This window comes from Agrobacterium sp. B1(2019) (assembly GCF_008274755.1).
Classification (GTDB): Bacteria; Pseudomonadota; Alphaproteobacteria; order Rhizobiales; family Rhizobiaceae; genus Agrobacterium; species Agrobacterium salinitolerans.
On sequence record NZ_VTPB01000001.1, the window covers coordinates 1505553 to 1520793 of the forward strand.

Sequence of the window (15241 nt, forward strand, 5' to 3'; positions counted from 1 at the left end):
CCGGCCCCCAAAGGAGGATTAGAGACAACGCAAGAGATTGGCAAATGTTGGAAAATTTATTTTTGCATCGCAAAAAATCATAAAGACGAGCATTTCCCGCCTATTCCGAAGCTCGGTTGCTGCAATGCAAAATTTCAGCCTGCGGTAGATTAACTCGCCTTTTTGCTGTAGAATAAGAGGTGGAGGAAAGAGGAGGAAGTTATCATGGACTATGTAAACTTCGTTACATCGATTAATCCGGTCATACTTGTCATTCTTCTGGTGGTTCTTCTTGCAGGCGCCTACAGCAACTGGGTTTCGCACTGATCAAGGCGAACCGCGCGACTAGATGTGATGAGGCTCCTTTTCTATCGGCGATAGGCATCGGGCCGGATGGATGTTATAAATCCCGGAGTTAAACAACTTCCGGGAAGCCGCATGACGAACGAATTCGCATTCACTGATACGTCTGAAAAGCTCAGCACAACGCTGGAAAAGCTGATAGGAAAATTGCAGGGCCAGACGATCACGTTGCGCGAGTTGATGGAAGCGATCGGCGAACAGGGCCTGTTGCTTATCTGCGCAATCGCTTCCCTGCCCTTTCTCATTCCGGTTTCCATTCCCGGCGTCAGCACCGTCTTTGGCGCGGCGATCATCCTTGTCAGCCTGGCAATCACCCTCAACCGTCTGCCATGGCTGCCGGCGAAAATCCTTGACCGGAAGATGGAGACGGCAAAGCTCGTCCCGGCACTTCAAAAAGGTATCGCCATTGTCTCCAAGCTCGATGCTTTCATCCGACCGCGCATTCCCGCGCTGACGACGGGCATCATCGCCAACCGGATCAACGGACTTGCGCTGATGACGGCGGGCGTATTGCTGATGATGCCGCTTGGCTTCATTCCCTTCTCCAACACCCTTCCAGGCGTTGCGATCCTGCTTTTTTCGGCCGGGATGATTCAGCGGGATGGCGTCACCGTGCTTGGCGGCTATCTTTTCCTGGGCCTGACATCGTTTTACTTCGCGGCGCTGGCCTATGCGGCGTTGTGGGCCGGCCAAGGCATCAGCAGCTCCATCGGCGCATAAGACCTAGTGCCGACCGTTATTTTGGGTGCCGCGGCGGTTCTGTCGCGACGCCCACCACACCGCCAGCCGTCGCCGCCGGCGGCGAACCGCAGGGAGATCGTGCGAAAGCACAATGAGCCCAAGCGGTATCATCCAGAATCCGAGAACGGGCAGGAAACCCAGCGTTCCGCCCACCACCAGCGCCGAGCCCGTCGCAATCCTGCCGACGCGCGAACGCGGCATGGCAAGGCTCCATTTTCCGACATGGAGACGCTGCGTTCTGTGGTCGATTCCGAATTTCATTCCATCCTGCCCTTTAACATCTGGCCTGTGGATATTTTTTTCATCGGCGATAAGCCCGGAAAATCGGGACTCTGAAGAGATAAAACAAGAGGAATGCGTTTTTTTTGAAAAAACCGCTTGGCAAATCGGAAAAGCATTTGTATTACCCCGCTCACACCGCGCCAAGCGGTGGACGTTCCCTGGTAGCTCAGCGGTAGAGCATTCGACTGTTAATCGACAGGTCGCCGGTTCGAATCCGGCCCGGGGAGCCATCTTCTCTCAAAACATGTAATGTAGAGCGTAAAATGGCTTTCCGCCCAGCCGGATTGACGTACCGCGCTTTTATGCCTGAAGGCTTCAGGCCTTTTTCGGTGCGCGTTTGGTTGCCCGGGTTGTCGTGGTAAGCGCTGGCGGATCGCTCGCGGGGAAACTTTCTTCAAGGCTTTCGGTCAAATCATCGTCCTTGTCCATCTGAGATGCCGTCTGCTCTTTCTGAAGCGACTTTACAGCCGGTGACTTCGTTTTTTTTGCCGGCGTTTTGGCGGCGGGGGATTTTTTTGCGCCGCTTTTGCTGGCAGATTTCGCCTTGCCGGCATTGTTGGAGACTTCCTGCTCCGCTTCCATCCAGTGCCGTTCGTGATGACCCTCCGGTCTTCCCTCTTTCTCCCATATTGCGCGGGCTCTTTCCCGGATTTCGGCTTCGCGATCATGGTCCATAACGGCCTCCCTCTTTTCGTGGCACCGGCTTTATTTTGCCCATGGAAAACCCGAAAACGCCAGAATTTGTTCCGCCTTCGAACGCCGTAGATGCGGATTTCGTGATCATCGAAGGAACCGCCCCGGCGGCTGATCGTTTGCTCCACAATAACAACAGGAGAATTCCGATGACCGGCGCCAGTCATAAAAGTCCCAAACCTCTCGATATTCGACAAAAAGACGTGGCGGATTTTGAAACCGACAGCGAGCTGAAGTCTAAAGACAGTGAAATCTATCCGGATGAATCGATCAGCCTTCGCGCGCGCAGGCAGGCGGCGCAGCAGCATGAGGATGCCTTTATCGTAGCGACTGACCTGGAAGACGACGATCAGCGCGACGCGGCACCGGGCACAAGAGAGCAGCCTTAGACCTGACCTGAAAACGGAAAAGGCGGGTCAAAGCCCGCCTTTATCAAAAAAAATGCAAGGAGATTTATCGGCGGACCGAAACGATGGCCTTGCGATTGAAGTTCGACACCTGCACCCGGCCGGACTGGTTACCGCCGAGGATTTGGGCGGTCTTGCCACTCATGCTCTTCAAAATGCCGGCGTGGTAACCACGGCCGTTGCGAATGACAACGACATCGCCGGGCTTGGCCTGACTGACAGGCACGGCATAGCCGAAGGATCTCCAGGACTTCGCAAATCCATAGGATTTTGGAGATTTCCGCCCGACCTTGCTGGCGACAGCGTGCAGGAAAAGTCCGCACCAGGGGGTGCTGCGTGGATTTGCGCCAAGAATGTTCCTAAGGCTCTTGTTATTTTTGGACTCATGCAGCCCGGTGTATTTTTCTGCCTGGTTCAGCATGCCGGCCGAGGCCGATGCAACGACTGTAAAAGACAAGGCAACCGATAGAATTAACGCGGATACTTTCAAACGTTTCGCCCTTATGTGAGAGGGCGCCCGTGTATTGTGACAATTTAGCGACAATTTGACGAGAAATGGGCAGAAATCAGACGCCTATTCATGCGCGCTCATCTGTCATTGCTTCAAAACAGGCTGCCCTGCGCCTCATCGGCGCGGCTGCGGCCGGCATTTTCGAGATCCAGCATACGCAATTTGGTGGTGGTTCCACCCGGCGCCGAGAAGCCGCCAAGCCTGCCGCCGGCGGCGAGCACCCGGTGACAGGGAATGATCAGCGGCACCGGATTTTTCGCCATGGCCTGACCGACATCGCGGGCCTTTTCCATCCCAAGACCAAGCGTCTTTACGATGCCGCCATAAGTCGTCGTGTTGCCCCAGCCGATCTGCCGCGCGACGGCGTAAACATCGAGGAAAAAACGCTCCTGCCCGGCGAGGTCGAGTTCGACAGTGGTAAAATCGATTTCCTCACCGCCGAAATAACGGGTGATCATTGCAACCACCTCACGCGTGCGTGTTTCCGGAACAGCGAGAGAGGCGGATGGCAGGCGCTTCTGGAGAAGCTTTTCTGTCTCGCCGGCATCAGGGCTGGGCAATTGCAGACGCGCGATACCATGCCCCGCCCATGCGAGGCCGCAATGGCCGAGGGCTGTGGGAAAAACAATATAGCCGTAGTGGTTGCTCATTGCCGTCACTCATTCGCTTTTCGTATGCACGATGCCATATCCCACATTCGAAACAACCCCGTTCCCGCCCTCTCAACACACAAGGCCACCCGTTTTTGGCGGGTGGCCTTTTACACGTCAGTTGCGAAAATCCGTTCAGGATGCGATTTTGTCCGGCTCTTCCACCAGGCACTGCGCCTGCCGACTGGCGGCGACGAAGGCCGTGCGGGCAATTTCTCCCGCCACGTCGCCCATCAGCGAGGCGCGGCACAGGCGCAGCGCCTGTTCATGCACCTTGTCGCCACGTCTGGGCCATTCATGCTGGAGAAAATCGAAAGCGTCGTAAACGCCGTTGAAAATCCGGGGAGCGCCGTTTTCAAGGGAGATGGTAACAGGCTTTTCCCACTTAACGTCATTCAGCAACATTGATTGCACTTCCATGCTCTATTAACCCGCGACAAACGCCGGCTCCTCCAGTTGGTTCCCTTTATCAGCGGTTTCAAGGGCGAAAAAATAACCCCCTAGAAACCGTGCGCCTCCATCTTTCCATTCTAGCTGATTTGCGGAACAAAGCGTTTCAACACTCATTCAAGCGGAAGTGAACCGGGACCCTTCATGTCAACCACAGCCTCCCCCGCCATCGTCTGGTTCCGCAAGGACCTGCGCCTTTCGGACAATCTCGCCTTGCTTGCCGCCGTGGAGCACGGGGGTCCGGTTATCCCCGTCTATATCAGGGAAGAATCATGTGGCCCGCTGGGCGGCGCACAGGAATGGTGGCTTCATCATTCACTCGCCTCGATTTCCGCCGCACTGGAAAAAACCGGCAGCCGTCTTCTGCTTTTAAGCGGCGATGCCGAAAAGACGTTGCGCGCGGTTATATCCGAAACCGGCGCTGACGCGATATTCTGGAACCGCCGGTATGATCCGGCCGGCATGGCCATCGACAAGGCGCTCAAACAAAAGCTACGCGACGACGGGCTGACCGTCCGCAGCTTTTCCGGGCATCTCCTGCACGAGCCATCACGGCTGCAGACGAAATCCGGCGGGCCTTACCGGGTCTATACGCCCTTCTGGCGGGCGCTGGAGGGCGGCGAAGAGCCACACGCGCCGGCGGATGCGCCGAAAGACCTGAAGGCGCCGACGACATGGCCGAAATCGGAAAAGCTCGATGACTGGACGCTGCTGCCGATCAAACCCGATTGGGCGAAGCACTTCAGCGACATCTGGGCTCCCGGCGAAGACGGCGCGCAAGAAAAACTCAACGATTTCATCGATGGCGCTCTGAAGGGTTATGAAGAAGGCCGCGATTTTCCGGCAAAGGACGCGACCTCTTTGCTTTCTCCGCATCTGGCGTCCGGCGAAATATCGCCTTCTGCCGTCTGGCACGCGACGAAAGGCCTCTCACGCCATATCACCTCCAACGACATCAGCCGTTTTCGCAAAGAAATCGTCTGGCGGGAATTCTGCTATCACCTGCTGTTTCATTTTCCCGAACTCGACGAAAAGAACTGGAATGACAGTTTCGACGCCTTCCGCTGGCGAGACGATGAAAAATCCTTCACGGCGTGGACCCGTGGGATGACGGGATATCCGATCGTCGATGCCGGCATGCGGCAATTGTGGAAACACGGCACCATGCACAACCGGGTGCGCATGATCGTGGCGTCCTTCCTCATCAAACATCTGCTGATCGATTGGCGGAAGGGTGAGAAATGGTTTCGCGATACGCTTGTCGATGCCGACCCGGCCTCCAACGCCGCCAACTGGCAATGGGTGGCGGGCTCGGGGGCAGATGCCTCGCCGTTCTTCCGCATCTTCAACCCTATATTGCAGGGAGAGAAATTCGACGGCGATGGGGATTATGTACGCCATTTCGTGCCTGAGCTTGAAAAGCTCGAGCGGAAATACATCCACAAGCCGTTCGAAGCGCCGAAGGATGTACTGAAAAAGGCGGGCATCGAACTCGGCAAGACCTATCCGCTGCCGATCGTCGACCACGCAAAGGCGCGCGAAAGAGCGCTCGCCGCCTATGCCGCAGTGAAGAAGACCACATAAAACTGGGTATCGGCAAAATTTTGCGTGGCTAAGCCAAAGCCGGGAAGATAATTTCTTGCCTTGAAGCGGTTGTAACGGGACATAACGGCACCTAATTTCCGCTCAGACAAGAAGGCTCGATCATGACCATTCATCCCTCTGCGCTCAGTGCTATCGGCAACACGCCGCTCATCCGTCTGAAGGCTGCCTCTGAAGCGACGGGGTGTGAAATCCTCGGCAAGGCGGAATTCCTCAATCCCGGCCAGTCGGTGAAGGATCGCGCGGCACTCTATATCATCCGTGATGCCGAGCGGCGCGGGCAGTTGCGCCCGGGTGGCACCATCGTGGAAGGCACCGCCGGCAATACCGGCATCGGCCTGTCGCTTGTCGCCAATATGCTCGGTTACAAGACGGTCATCGTCATTCCCGAGACGCAGAGCCAGGAAAAGAAAGATGCGCTGAAGCTTCTCGGCGCCAAGCTGGTCGAGGTTCCGGCAGCACCCTATTCCAACCCGAACAATTACGTGAAGGTTTCAGGCCGGCTGGCAAAACAGCTTGCCGCAACGGATGAGAACGGCGCGATCTGGGCCAACCAGTTCGATAATATCGCCAACCGCCAGGCGCATATCGAGACGACCGCCCCGGAAATCTGGGACCAGACGGACGGCAAGGTGGACGGCTTCATCTGCGCGGTCGGTTCCGGCGGGACGCTTGCGGGCGTGGCTGACGGCCTGCGCGATTTCAACCCCGACATCAAGATCGGCCTTGCCGATCCTGAGGGTGCCGCCCTCTACGAATTCTACAAGCACGGCGTCCTGAAATCCGAGGGTTCTTCAATCACGGAAGGGATCGGCCAAGGCCGCATCACCGCCAATCTGGAAGGTTTCGCCCCGGACTTTTCCTATCGAATTGCAGACGCGGAAGCCTTGCCCATTCTCTTTGATCTGGTCACGAAAGAAGGACTTTGCCTCGGCGGTTCTTCGGGCATCAACATTGCCGGTGCAATCCGCCTTGCCCGCGAGCTCGGTCCGGGGCATACAATCGTGACGATACTCTGCGACTACGGTAATCGTTATCAGTCGAAGCTCTTCAATCCGGATTTTCTACGCTCCAAGGGGCTTCCCGTGCCGCAGTGGCTGGCGACCAAGAGCGAGATTCCTGTTCCCTACGAAACCGTTTAAGGACATGCCGAAATGCCTGTGAATGCCCTGTTCCGTGACGATTTTTATCTTTCCACCGCAGAAGCGATCGTCACGGCGGTGCATGAGGATGGCGGCATCGAGCTAGACCAGACCTGCTTTTACGCCACCTCCGGTGGCCAGCCGGGCGATAGCGGCTTTCTGGAACGGGCCGATGGGTCGCGCATCAAACTCGGCATCACCAGAAACGGTGCCGACAAGAGCGTGATCGTCCATGTGCCGCTCGAAGGCCAACCTTCCCCCAGGATCGGCGAAAAACTGACGCTGCATGTGGACTGGCCGCGTCGTTACAAGCTGATGCGCATGCACACCGCCTGCCACCTGCTCTCCGTCATCTGCCAATGGCCGATCACCGGTGCGGCGGTCGGCGAGGATGAATCGCGTGTCGATTTCGACATGTCGGAAACCATCGACAAGGACGAGGTGACGGCAAAGCTGATGGAGCTGGTGAAAGCCAACCATCCGGTCTTCCTGCAATGGATCACCGACGAGGAGTTGCAGGCCAATCCGAGCATCGTCAAATCCAAGAATGTGCGCCCGCCAATGGGTCTTGGCCGGGTCAGCCTCGTCTGCATCGGCGAAAATTCCAGCATCGACAGCCAGCCCTGCGGCGGCACCCATGTTTCCGAAACACAGGAAGTGGGCGATATTCACATTGCCAAGATAGAAAAGAAGGGCAAGGAGAACAGGCGGTTCCGCATTCGTTTCGGCGCGCCTGAAGCTGTTGCCTGAGATCGGGAGAAACATCGTGAGCACGGATAAGAGCCGTTTCGTCGTTTCGGCGGACTGGGTGGAAAAGCAGCTCGGCACGGCCGGGTTTCGTGTCGTTGACGCCTCCTGGTATCTGCCGGCGCACAAACGCAACGGTGCGGAAGAATTCGCAGCCGGCCATCTGCCCGGTGCGGTCTTTTTCGATCAGGACAAGATCGCCGATCATACCACCGGCCTGCCGCACTCCCTGCCCTCGCCGGAATTCTTTGCGGAACAGGCCGGTTCGCTCGGGCTCAGCGACACCGATACGATCGTGGTTTATGACGGCCCCGGCTTCTTTTCCGCGCCGCGTGTCTGGTGGATGCTGCGGGTGATGGGCGTGGGCAAGGCCTATGTGCTGGATGGCGGCCTCGATGGCTGGAAACGTGAGGGCCGGCCGCTTGAAACCGGCACGCCCGAAATCGAACCGGCAACCTTTACGCCTGATTTCAACGAAAAGCGCGTGACGTCGCTTGGCGCCATGCGCGGCATTGTCGACAGCGGTGAAAAACAGATTGCCGACGCTCGCGGCGCCGGACGCTTTACCGGCGACGAGGCCGAGCCGCGTGCCGGCATGCGCTCCGGCCACATGCCCGGCGCACGCAACCTGCCTGCGACGGCCTTTTCCGAAAACGGCCACTTCAAGGACCTCACCGCCATCCGCAAGATGGTCACTGATGCCGGGATCGACCTTTCGAAGCCTGTCGTCACCAGTTGCGGCTCGGGTGTCACCGCCGCTGTCATTACGCTGGCGCTGGAATCGCTCGGCCATAAGGATAATTCGCTTTATGACGGCTCATGGTCGGAATGGGGCGGATTGCAGGATACGCCGGTGGTTACCGGTCCGGCGGATGCAATCCCCACATTGTCGCACGGGCCGCTGAAGGCGCATGTGACGCAGCTCGAAATGACGGCGCCGCCAAAGGTCAGCCTGCCGATCCCCGTCAACATCCAGACGGCGCTGATGCGGGTCAACAATATTCCACTGCATTTCTACCGCTATCTTTACTGGCGGGTGGGGAAACGCTGGCACTGGCAAAAGCGCATGCGCATGAGCGATGCGGAACTTTCCGCCGTTCTGCGCGATCCGAAAAACAGCGTTACGGTTCTTTATATGAACGGTGCGCCCGCCGGTTTCTTCGAACTGAACAGGGCGAGCGACGAGGTGACCGAGCTGTCCTATTTCGGGCTGCTCGAAGAGGCGATCGGTGCGGGCGTTGGCAAATGGTTCCTGTTGCAGGCGCTTTACGCCGCCTGGCAGGACAATCCGCAACGGGTGACGGTGACGACCAATACGCTCGACCATCCGCGCGCGCTGCAGCTTTACCAGATGATGGGCTTTTCGCCCGTCGGCACCTATGAGGCCTGGGTGGAGCCGCTTGCCGATACTGAGCTTCTGGAGATATCGCTGCGTAATTGAGTAGCGCCAGTGAGAGCAACGCATGCCATTCTCTGATAAGGAGTGTCTGGTCCCCGCTCCCTCAACCCTGTGACGAGCAGACGCGCGTCAGCTAGATTCCTGTGACAAGCACAGGATGAGGGAGTGAGGGAAATGTCAGCGCAGGAACCGCTGCGCAATGTTGGTGGGGATACCTTTAACGGCGCAGCAGCACGGCACTTTCCCCCCACATCAGGAAGCCAGATCGCCAGCGGCCGGCAATCTGCCCTCAGATTTCCCGTTCCAGATTAACGGCTGCCGTCGGGATTTTCCCGCCTACAGCACCTTTGTCTTCCGTGACGGTGTTCTGCAGATGATCGGCAATCAGTTCCGCCTGGAACTTGCCGAGTTCATAACAATAGGTAATCTCGCGCTTTTCCGCCGACCAAAAGACGTCGGGACGGCCGCAGGATTTGGCCGTCAGCTTGACGTCCCCTTTTAAGCCATAGCCGCTAAAACTGCGGCTGATGAGATCGAGAACTTTGGATTCCTTGATCATGATGGCGTAGGGTTCGAGTTCCGGGTCGCGCGGCGGCACGTAGCTGACAGAGAATCTGGAAGGCGCCTGGCTGCGGTGGGGCGCGAGAAAATTCTCCCAAGCCGACGCAACGCCCGGATAGGCGGCGGCGCATTTGTCGAATTCGGCATTGTTGAGCCCCATCATGGCGGCCAGATCGCCATAACCGTCCTTGTCGCGGCCGACCATCAGGCAGGCCATGTTGCGATCGCGGATCCTGTCAGGCACCAGCACAGAGAAGACCGGGGCTTCGTGCTCTGGCAGGGTGTGCGCCTCACGCGCCAGATACCAGCTGTCCGTGGCATTGACGAGCGCGGTGTCGAGCCACTCCTCGTTGGCCTGGAGGATAAGCGTTCCTGCGAGTTGATCCGCCGGGGCCTGGGAACTTGCCGTCTGCGCCGTTCCGAAATCCGAGATCAGCATGCGCGCGCCCTCGTGATAAAGCGAGAAGATCGCATTGCCGATGACGAAATTGACCGCCTGCTGAAGCTGTTCGTCGGACAGGCCATCGAGGCCAGATGCCATCTGGGCCTGAGCGGGAACCGTCAACGAAACGAAAGCCAGTGGAACGACGGCCAGAAAACGACGGAACATAAAATCAGACCTTCCGGGAACGAGGAGCGTCACTGATTCCCGAAGCTAACGAGTCACGCAATGGGCCGGTTGCATCGCCCGTCAAGAATCGGGTGGATAGCGATCCGTTTCGGGACCATAGCTGCAAAGAAGCAACGCCGATCCCAACACAGGAGGTTCCCGACATGACCGATCTCGTTTTCACCGCAATGCCGGCTAAGGAAGCCGAAGCTTACCGGGCAGGAGCCCCCGACGCCTATGGCAATCCACCGGAGAACGCCGTTTCTCCTGGAGGTATGCCATGCCGCCACTGCCTTCGCCAGATCGGTGAAGGCGACGCGATGCTGATCCTCGCCTACCGGCCCTTTCCCTCGCTGCAGCCCTATGCGGAAACAGGCCCGGTGTTTCTGCATGCCGACGCCTGTGAGCGCTACCCGCAGACGCAGACCATTCCGCCGATGCTGGACAGTCCGGATTACATCGTGCGCGGTTATGGGGCCGATGACCGCATCGTCTACGGCACGGGCGCAGTGACGGCGACAGACGAAATCGTGTCACGCGCGCAGCAACTTCTGGATCGTGCGGATGTCGCTTATGTCCACGTGCGCTCCGCCCGCAACAATTGCTATCAGTGCCGTATCGACACAGCATAATCGGTAATTACATGCAATTTTAAGAGAAGAACTAAACGGCTCTCAAGTTTTCCGCGCCATGATGCAGATATCGGAAACAATTGATTTGAGCAGCAAAATGACAAACAACCTCAATATGGCGACCCGGACCGCGCCCCGCAGCAAAACCAGGATTTTTGCGACCGTGCATTATTTCAGCCAGTCGACCAGAGGGCGTGTTGTCGATCTTTCCGCCACCGGAATGGCACTCGAACTGGATGGGTCTTTCGCGGCCGCCAAGGGCAGCCGGGTCAAGGTGCAGAGTGAAGATCTGGGCTTCATCGAGGGCGTCGTGCAGTGGCAGCACATGAACCGCCTCGGCCTGCAGCTCAAGCTTTCCACCAATACGCTGGCGCAGCTATCCTCCTATTTTCGCTTCTTCCACGAAGAAGTGAGACCAACCCTCGCCCGCTGATCCAGAGCACGGTAATGCGCAGAGCAAAGGATGCGCATTCTCCAGTGCGGTGACACCTGCGCCGCACTGCCATGATAAAAAATTTATCAAACGGTTGAAAACCGGCCCATCTGTCACGGCCCTGTCATTTTGGTGATGGACTCCTCTGCGATTGCTTCTACCCTGTCATTTTTCAAGACAGAGCAAGCTTCATCCGAAGGAGTTCCCATGTCGTCGCTTCTCGCTCTCCACCCCATTACCCGGCGTTCGCTTCTCGGCGGCATCGCAGCCTCCTCGGCGCTGGTGATGCTGCATCCCTTTGCTGCGCGTGCGGCGACCAACCAGGCGCATCTGCGCATCATGGAAACCACCGATATCCATGTTCACGTCTTTCCCTATGACTATTACGCTGACAAACCGAACGACACGATGGGACTGGCGCGCACCGCATCGATCATCGACAAGATCCGCGCCGAAGCCGGAAATTCGATGCTGGTGGACAATGGCGATTTCCTGCAGGGCAACCCGCTCGGCGACTATATCGCCTATGAGCGCGGCATGAAGGCCGGCGACAAGCACCCCGTGATCAACGCCATGAACGTGCTGGGGTATGATTGCGGCACGCTCGGCAACCACGAATTCAATTACGGTCTCGACTATATGTCGAACACGCTGGCGGGCGCCGGTTTCCCTTATGTCTGCGCCAATCTCACCAAGGGCCAGCTTGCTTCCGATCCGAAGAACGACGAGCTGTTCTTCAAGCCCTATGTCATTGTGGAAAAGCAGATACGCGACGGCGGCGGCGTGACGAGCCCGGTCAAGGTCGGCATCATCGGCTTTGTGCCGCCGCAGATCATGATGTGGGATTCCAAGAACCTCGAGGGCAAAGCGCAGACGCGCGATATCGTCGAGGCGGCAAAAGCCTGGGTTCCAGTGATGAAGGAGGAAGGTGCGGATATCGTCATCGCCCTTTCCCATTCCGGTATCGACGGCAAGGGCCAGACCGAGCGCATGGAAAACGCCTCGCTTTATCTGGCGGGCGTCGAAGGCATCGACGCCATCTTCACCGGCCACCAGCATCTCGTCTTCCCCGGTCCGAAGACCTGGGACGGCATCGAGGGTGCGGATGCGGTGAAGGGCACGCTGATGGGCAAACCGGCCGTGATGGCTGGTTTCTGGGGTTCGCATATGGGTCTCATCGACCTGCTGCTCGAAAAGGACGGCAAGAGCTGGAAGATCGTCGACTTCACCTCCGAAGCACGGCCGATCTATCATCGTGACGACAGCCGCAAGGTCGTTGCCGACTACACCGACAAGCCGGAGGTTCTAGCCGCCGCCAAGGCCGATCATGAAGCAGCGCTTGCCTATGTGCGCCGTCCCGTGGGCAAGACATCCGCACCGCTCTATTCCTATTTCGCGCTGGTGGCCGATGACCCCTCCGTGCAGATCGTCTCCAACGCCCAGACCTGGTACATCAAGGACATGCTGAAGGAAGGGCAATACAAGGATCTGCCCGTGCTTTCGGCAGCAGCCCCCTTCAAGTCCGGCGGTCGCGGCGGCGCGGATTATTATACCGATGTCCCCGCCGGTGACATCGCCATCAAGAACGTCGCCGACCTATACCTCTACCCCAACACGGTGCAGGCGGTGCTGATCAACGGCGCGCAGGTGAAGAACTGGCTGGAAATGTCGGCCGGCATGTTCAAGACGGTCGAGGCCGGCGCAAAGGATGCACCGCTGCTGAACGCCGACTTCCCGTCCTATAATTTCGATGTCATCGATGGTGTCACCTATCAGATCGACATTTCCAAACCGGCGAAATTCGACAAGGACGGCAAGGCGGTCAACCCGGACAGCAACCGCATCGTCAACCTGCAATTTGAAGGCAAGCCCATCGATCCCGAGCAGAAATTCGTAGTGGCTACCAATAATTACCGCGCGAGCGGCGGCGGCAAATTCCCAGATATCGCCGGTGACAAGGTGATCTTCGTGGCACCCGACACCAACCGCGACGTGATCGTGCGCTATATCATCGATCAAGGCACCATCAATCCGTCCGCGGACGCCAACTGGTCTTTCGCCCCTGTCGCCAATACCACGGCGATCTTCGAGACCGGCCCGAAGGGTCGCCACTATGCGGCTGAGATAAAGGGCGCAAAAATCGAGGATGCCGGCGACGGCGCAGAAGGTTTCGCGAAGTTCCGTCTGGTTCTTTAACGACTGTACCCTCCCGGCGGCTTATCGTCGGGAGGGTATTTCTTATTCGCGCCCACCGAGCGTTCGCAGCAGAAGCGGCAGTTCCAATGGCGGCTTCTGCTCTACACGCCGATAATCGCTACCATCGCGGTTGCGGCGGATGAGCCTCAGGCCGACCATGTCGCGCCTTAGCATGGCTGCATCCCCGAACAGGTGCAGGTTATTCAGAAAGCTGCTGAATTCGCGCTCTGAAAAGCTCCGCCCGGCGGGAATTTTCGCCCACAGATACCAGAGGCACAGTTCCTGATGCGAGCGGCGGGCCGGCCATTGCATCATCCGGCCGGCGGCGTCGAAGACACGGACGGTCCTCAGCACCCTTCCCTCATTGGCGGCCGAAAGCATCTCAGGCCGGGATGGCCCGCTTTCAGCGGATGGGTTTCTTGACGCGCGCAGATGCTGGAAATTTCGGAACCCGGCAGCGCGGCTCAGCAGATTGAGCATCTCCACATGGCTTGGCTTTCGGTCCAGCCTGCCGATCTGTTCACGGACGGATTTGGCGAAAGTCGACAGGTCAGCGATATCAATGGAAAGGATCGAACGTGGCATGACTTACCCTCACGTGCCATTCCGAAGAGGTGTCGCTGATCGCCGACTTCCGACATGGCACGGGATAAGTGCTGTCAAACTTTAAGAATGCAGGTTTAGCTTCCCTTGCGGGACGGCGATGCCTCGGTGAACTGCTGACCGTGTTTAGGTATAGGCAGGTGACCCGCCCACGTCAATTGGCCTTGCTGGCATAGCGCCGAGGTTGCCGCTTGTTTCTTCTTCCTGCCGGGGAGAAGAAACACGCGGCACCTTCTCAGTCTAAAAGTAATTGTCGCGGCTTCGACCGATGTCACTCAGCGGCGACAGCAATTGTCCTCTGCTTTTGGGCAGCAAGCATCCCGTTGAAATCCTTATGCTTCGGACAGGCCGACAGGCGCTGCTGAAATGCTTCGGTGAGCCATTGGCCGGCGGGGCCGGCGGGTGAATCGACACGCCGCAGCGCAAAGAGCGGATATTCGCCCTGCTCATAGGCCTCGAGCTCAAGCGCTTTGAGGCCGCCATTGGCCAGGTCGTTCCGCACGATCGATGCGGGCAAGCCGCCCCAGCCCAGACCGCCCTTAATGAGCTGGTATTTCGTGGCGATGTCGCTGACCCGCCATGTCTTGTAGGACAGCACGTTGAAATCCCGCCCCTTGGTGAGGCCCGATGCATCGGTGACGACAAGCTGAACTTCCTCGCGCACGTCAGCGAGAACCAGAGGCCGCTCGATCTGCGCCAGCGGGTGGTCCGACGCAACCACCGGCAACATGAAGGAATGGCCGACTTTTTCCATCACGAGTTCATCATCCTGGCGCAATACCGCCCCGCCGATGCCGATGCCGGCCTTGCGGGAAAGCACCATCTCCATGACCATGCCCAGCTCGCCGACATTGAGGCTGAGCGTGACGGTGGGGAACTGCTGGCGAAAATCCCGCAGCACGGCCACGACAGCCTCGGCCGGCACCATGGTGCTGATGGCGACCGAGAGCTCCGCCTCAAGCCCCTGCTTCAGCCCCTTGGCGCGGGCGCGCATCTCCTGCAGGCCGGCGACGATGCGCCTTGCATCCTCCAGCATGGCGCGACCTTCATCCGTCAGCTTCGGCTGGCGCACGCCGCTACGCTCGAACAGCGTCACTTCAAGCTGCGCCTCGAGATTGGCGATGGTGTAGCTGATCACCGACTGCGCTCGGTTGAGCGCCCGTGACGCGGCGGAAAAACTGCCGGTCTCGGCCACCGTCAAAAACACCTGCAATTGATCGAGTGTCGGGTTCGCGTCCAT

General features: G+C 58.2%; 17 protein-coding genes and 1 tRNA gene. 10 read left to right on the plus strand and 8 right to left on the minus strand.

Annotated elements, in window-relative coordinates:
* Window positions 1–417: 417 nt before the first annotated feature.
* The gene (locus tag AGR1_RS07485) at window positions 418–1062 is read left to right on the plus strand and encodes an exopolysaccharide biosynthesis protein (protein ID WP_080790916.1); all 645 of its coding nucleotides are present in this window, start codon (window positions 418–420) and stop codon (window positions 1060–1062) included.
* Window positions 1063–1065: 3 nt separating this feature from the next.
* Here AGR1_RS07485 and AGR1_RS07490 read toward each other — a convergent pair whose 3' ends face one another.
* On the minus strand, window positions 1066–1344 hold the full coding sequence (locus tag AGR1_RS07490; protein ID WP_080790917.1) for a hypothetical protein: 279 nt from the start codon (window positions 1342–1344) through the stop codon (window positions 1066–1068).
* Window positions 1345–1520: 176 nt separating this feature from the next.
* On the opposite strand from AGR1_RS07490, the gene AGR1_RS07495 reads away from it, so the two are divergent.
* Window positions 1521–1595 (plus strand) — tRNA-Asn (locus tag AGR1_RS07495).
* An 85-nt stretch (window positions 1596–1680) separates the two neighbouring features.
* Here AGR1_RS07495 and AGR1_RS07500 read toward each other — a convergent pair.
* The gene (locus AGR1_RS07500) at window positions 1681–2040 is read right to left on the minus strand and encodes a DUF2934 domain-containing protein (RefSeq protein WP_149146598.1); all 360 of its coding nucleotides are present in this window, start codon (window positions 2038–2040) and stop codon (window positions 1681–1683) included.
* 167 nt (window positions 2041–2207) lie between these two features.
* Between AGR1_RS07500 and AGR1_RS07505 the strand changes: the two genes are divergently transcribed.
* A complete protein-coding gene (locus AGR1_RS07505) occupies window positions 2208–2447 on the plus strand; it encodes a hypothetical protein (protein WP_080793020.1) in 240 nt (79 codons plus the stop codon).
* A gap of 64 nt (window positions 2448–2511) precedes the next feature.
* Here the strand turns inward: AGR1_RS07505 and AGR1_RS07510 are convergent, their stop codons facing one another.
* The 3 genes from AGR1_RS07510 to AGR1_RS07520 all read right to left on the minus strand — a co-directional run bounded on the left by AGR1_RS07510 (window position 2512) and on the right by AGR1_RS07520 (window position 4031).
* A complete protein-coding gene (locus AGR1_RS07510; RefSeq protein ID WP_080790918.1) occupies window positions 2512–2955 on the minus strand; it encodes a TIGR02594 family protein in 444 nt (147 codons plus the stop codon).
* 113 nt (window positions 2956–3068) lie between these two features.
* Window positions 3069–3626 carry a methylated-DNA--[protein]-cysteine S-methyltransferase gene (locus AGR1_RS07515; RefSeq protein WP_149146599.1) on the minus strand — a complete coding sequence of 186 codons (558 nt, stop codon included), beginning with the start codon at window positions 3624–3626 and terminating at the stop codon, window positions 3069–3071.
* Between the two features lie 135 nt (window positions 3627–3761).
* Window positions 3762–4031, minus strand: coding sequence for a DUF982 domain-containing protein (locus AGR1_RS07520; protein ID WP_162927377.1), 270 nt, complete (start codon window positions 4029–4031; stop codon window positions 3762–3764).
* Window positions 4032–4220: 189 nt separating this feature from the next.
* Here AGR1_RS07520 and AGR1_RS07525 point away from each other — a divergent pair, with 189 nt between their 5' ends.
* The 4 genes from AGR1_RS07525 to sseA all read left to right on the plus strand — a co-directional run bounded on the left by AGR1_RS07525 (window position 4221) and on the right by sseA (window position 9008).
* Window positions 4221–5660: a deoxyribodipyrimidine photo-lyase gene (locus tag AGR1_RS07525; protein ID WP_149146600.1), complete on the plus strand. Its 1440-nt coding sequence runs from the start codon at window positions 4221–4223 to the stop codon at window positions 5658–5660.
* A 122-nt stretch (window positions 5661–5782) separates the two neighbouring features.
* Window positions 5783–6820, plus strand: coding sequence for a cysteine synthase A (locus AGR1_RS07530; RefSeq protein ID WP_080790922.1), 1038 nt, complete (start codon window positions 5783–5785; stop codon window positions 6818–6820).
* A 12-nt stretch (window positions 6821–6832) separates the two neighbouring features.
* Window positions 6833–7570 carry an alanyl-tRNA editing protein gene (locus AGR1_RS07535; protein ID WP_149146601.1) on the plus strand — a complete coding sequence of 246 codons (738 nt, stop codon included), beginning with the start codon at window positions 6833–6835 and terminating at the stop codon, window positions 7568–7570.
* A gap of 16 nt (window positions 7571–7586) precedes the next feature.
* Window positions 7587–9008: a 3-mercaptopyruvate sulfurtransferase gene (sseA, locus tag AGR1_RS07540; RefSeq protein ID WP_149146602.1), complete on the plus strand. Its 1422-nt coding sequence runs from the start codon at window positions 7587–7589 to the stop codon at window positions 9006–9008.
* A gap of 247 nt (window positions 9009–9255) precedes the next feature.
* Here sseA and AGR1_RS07545 read toward each other — a convergent pair whose 3' ends face one another.
* Entirely contained in the window at window positions 9256–10137 is an 882-nt protein-coding gene (locus AGR1_RS07545) for a DUF4344 domain-containing metallopeptidase (protein ID WP_149146603.1), read from the minus strand.
* A 164-nt stretch (window positions 10138–10301) separates the two neighbouring features.
* On the opposite strand from AGR1_RS07545, the gene AGR1_RS07550 reads away from it, so the two are divergent.
* From AGR1_RS07550 to AGR1_RS07560, 3 genes are all read left to right on the plus strand, one after another.
* Entirely contained in the window at window positions 10302–10769 is a 468-nt protein-coding gene (locus AGR1_RS07550) for a DUF1203 domain-containing protein (protein ID WP_149146604.1), read from the plus strand.
* A 97-nt stretch (window positions 10770–10866) separates the two neighbouring features.
* Window positions 10867–11202: a PilZ domain-containing protein gene (locus AGR1_RS07555; RefSeq protein ID WP_149146605.1), complete on the plus strand. Its 336-nt coding sequence runs from the start codon at window positions 10867–10869 to the stop codon at window positions 11200–11202.
* A gap of 207 nt (window positions 11203–11409) precedes the next feature.
* The gene (locus tag AGR1_RS07560; RefSeq protein ID WP_080790927.1) at window positions 11410–13398 is read left to right on the plus strand and encodes a bifunctional 2',3'-cyclic-nucleotide 2'-phosphodiesterase/3'-nucleotidase; all 1989 of its coding nucleotides are present in this window, start codon (window positions 11410–11412) and stop codon (window positions 13396–13398) included.
* 42 nt (window positions 13399–13440) lie between these two features.
* Here the strand turns inward: AGR1_RS07560 and AGR1_RS07565 are convergent, their stop codons facing one another.
* Both AGR1_RS07565 and AGR1_RS07570 read right to left on the minus strand, forming a co-directional pair.
* Complete coding sequence (locus AGR1_RS07565; RefSeq protein ID WP_080790928.1) at window positions 13441–13983, minus strand: DUF2087 domain-containing protein; 543 nt, start codon at window positions 13981–13983, stop codon at window positions 13441–13443.
* Window positions 13984–14272: 289 nt separating this feature from the next.
* Complete coding sequence (locus tag AGR1_RS07570; protein ID WP_077982494.1) at window positions 14273–15241, minus strand: LysR family transcriptional regulator; 969 nt, start codon at window positions 15239–15241, stop codon at window positions 14273–14275.

What these genes read in the sequence shown, in the direction of transcription:
- AGR1_RS07520 (WP_162927377.1), bottom strand. Translation starts at nt 4,031, where the DNA reads ATGTTGCTGAATGACGTTAAGTGGGAAAAGCCTGTTACCATCTCCCTT.
- AGR1_RS07535 (WP_149146601.1), top strand. Translation starts at nt 6,833, where the DNA reads ATGCCTGTGAATGCCCTGTTCCGTGACGATTTTTATCTTTCCACCGCA.
- AGR1_RS07525 (WP_149146600.1), top strand. Translation starts at nt 4,221, where the DNA reads ATGTCAACCACAGCCTCCCCCGCCATCGTCTGGTTCCGCAAGGACCTG.
- AGR1_RS07505 (WP_080793020.1), top strand. Translation starts at nt 2,208, where the DNA reads ATGACCGGCGCCAGTCATAAAAGTCCCAAACCTCTCGATATTCGACAA.
- AGR1_RS07555 (WP_149146605.1), top strand. Translation starts at nt 10,867, where the DNA reads ATGACAAACAACCTCAATATGGCGACCCGGACCGCGCCCCGCAGCAAA.
- AGR1_RS07515 (WP_149146599.1), bottom strand. Translation starts at nt 3,626, where the DNA reads ATGAGCAACCACTACGGCTATATTGTTTTTCCCACAGCCCTCGGCCAT.
- AGR1_RS07545 (WP_149146603.1), bottom strand. Translation starts at nt 10,137, where the DNA reads ATGTTCCGTCGTTTTCTGGCCGTCGTTCCACTGGCTTTCGTTTCGTTG.
- AGR1_RS07500 (WP_149146598.1), bottom strand. Translation starts at nt 2,040, where the DNA reads ATGGACCATGATCGCGAAGCCGAAATCCGGGAAAGAGCCCGCGCAATA.
- AGR1_RS07485 (WP_080790916.1), top strand. Translation starts at nt 418, where the DNA reads ATGACGAACGAATTCGCATTCACTGATACGTCTGAAAAGCTCAGCACA.
- AGR1_RS07490 (WP_080790917.1), bottom strand. Translation starts at nt 1,344, where the DNA reads ATGAAATTCGGAATCGACCACAGAACGCAGCGTCTCCATGTCGGAAAA.
- AGR1_RS07550 (WP_149146604.1), top strand. Translation starts at nt 10,302, where the DNA reads ATGACCGATCTCGTTTTCACCGCAATGCCGGCTAAGGAAGCCGAAGCT.
- AGR1_RS07565 (WP_080790928.1), bottom strand. Translation starts at nt 13,983, where the DNA reads ATGCCACGTTCGATCCTTTCCATTGATATCGCTGACCTGTCGACTTTC.
- AGR1_RS07560 (WP_080790927.1), top strand. Translation starts at nt 11,410, where the DNA reads ATGTCGTCGCTTCTCGCTCTCCACCCCATTACCCGGCGTTCGCTTCTC.
- AGR1_RS07570 (WP_077982494.1), bottom strand. Translation starts at nt 15,241, where the DNA reads ATGGACGCGAACCCGACACTCGATCAATTGCAGGTGTTTTTGACGGTG.
- AGR1_RS07530 (WP_080790922.1), top strand. Translation starts at nt 5,783, where the DNA reads ATGACCATTCATCCCTCTGCGCTCAGTGCTATCGGCAACACGCCGCTC.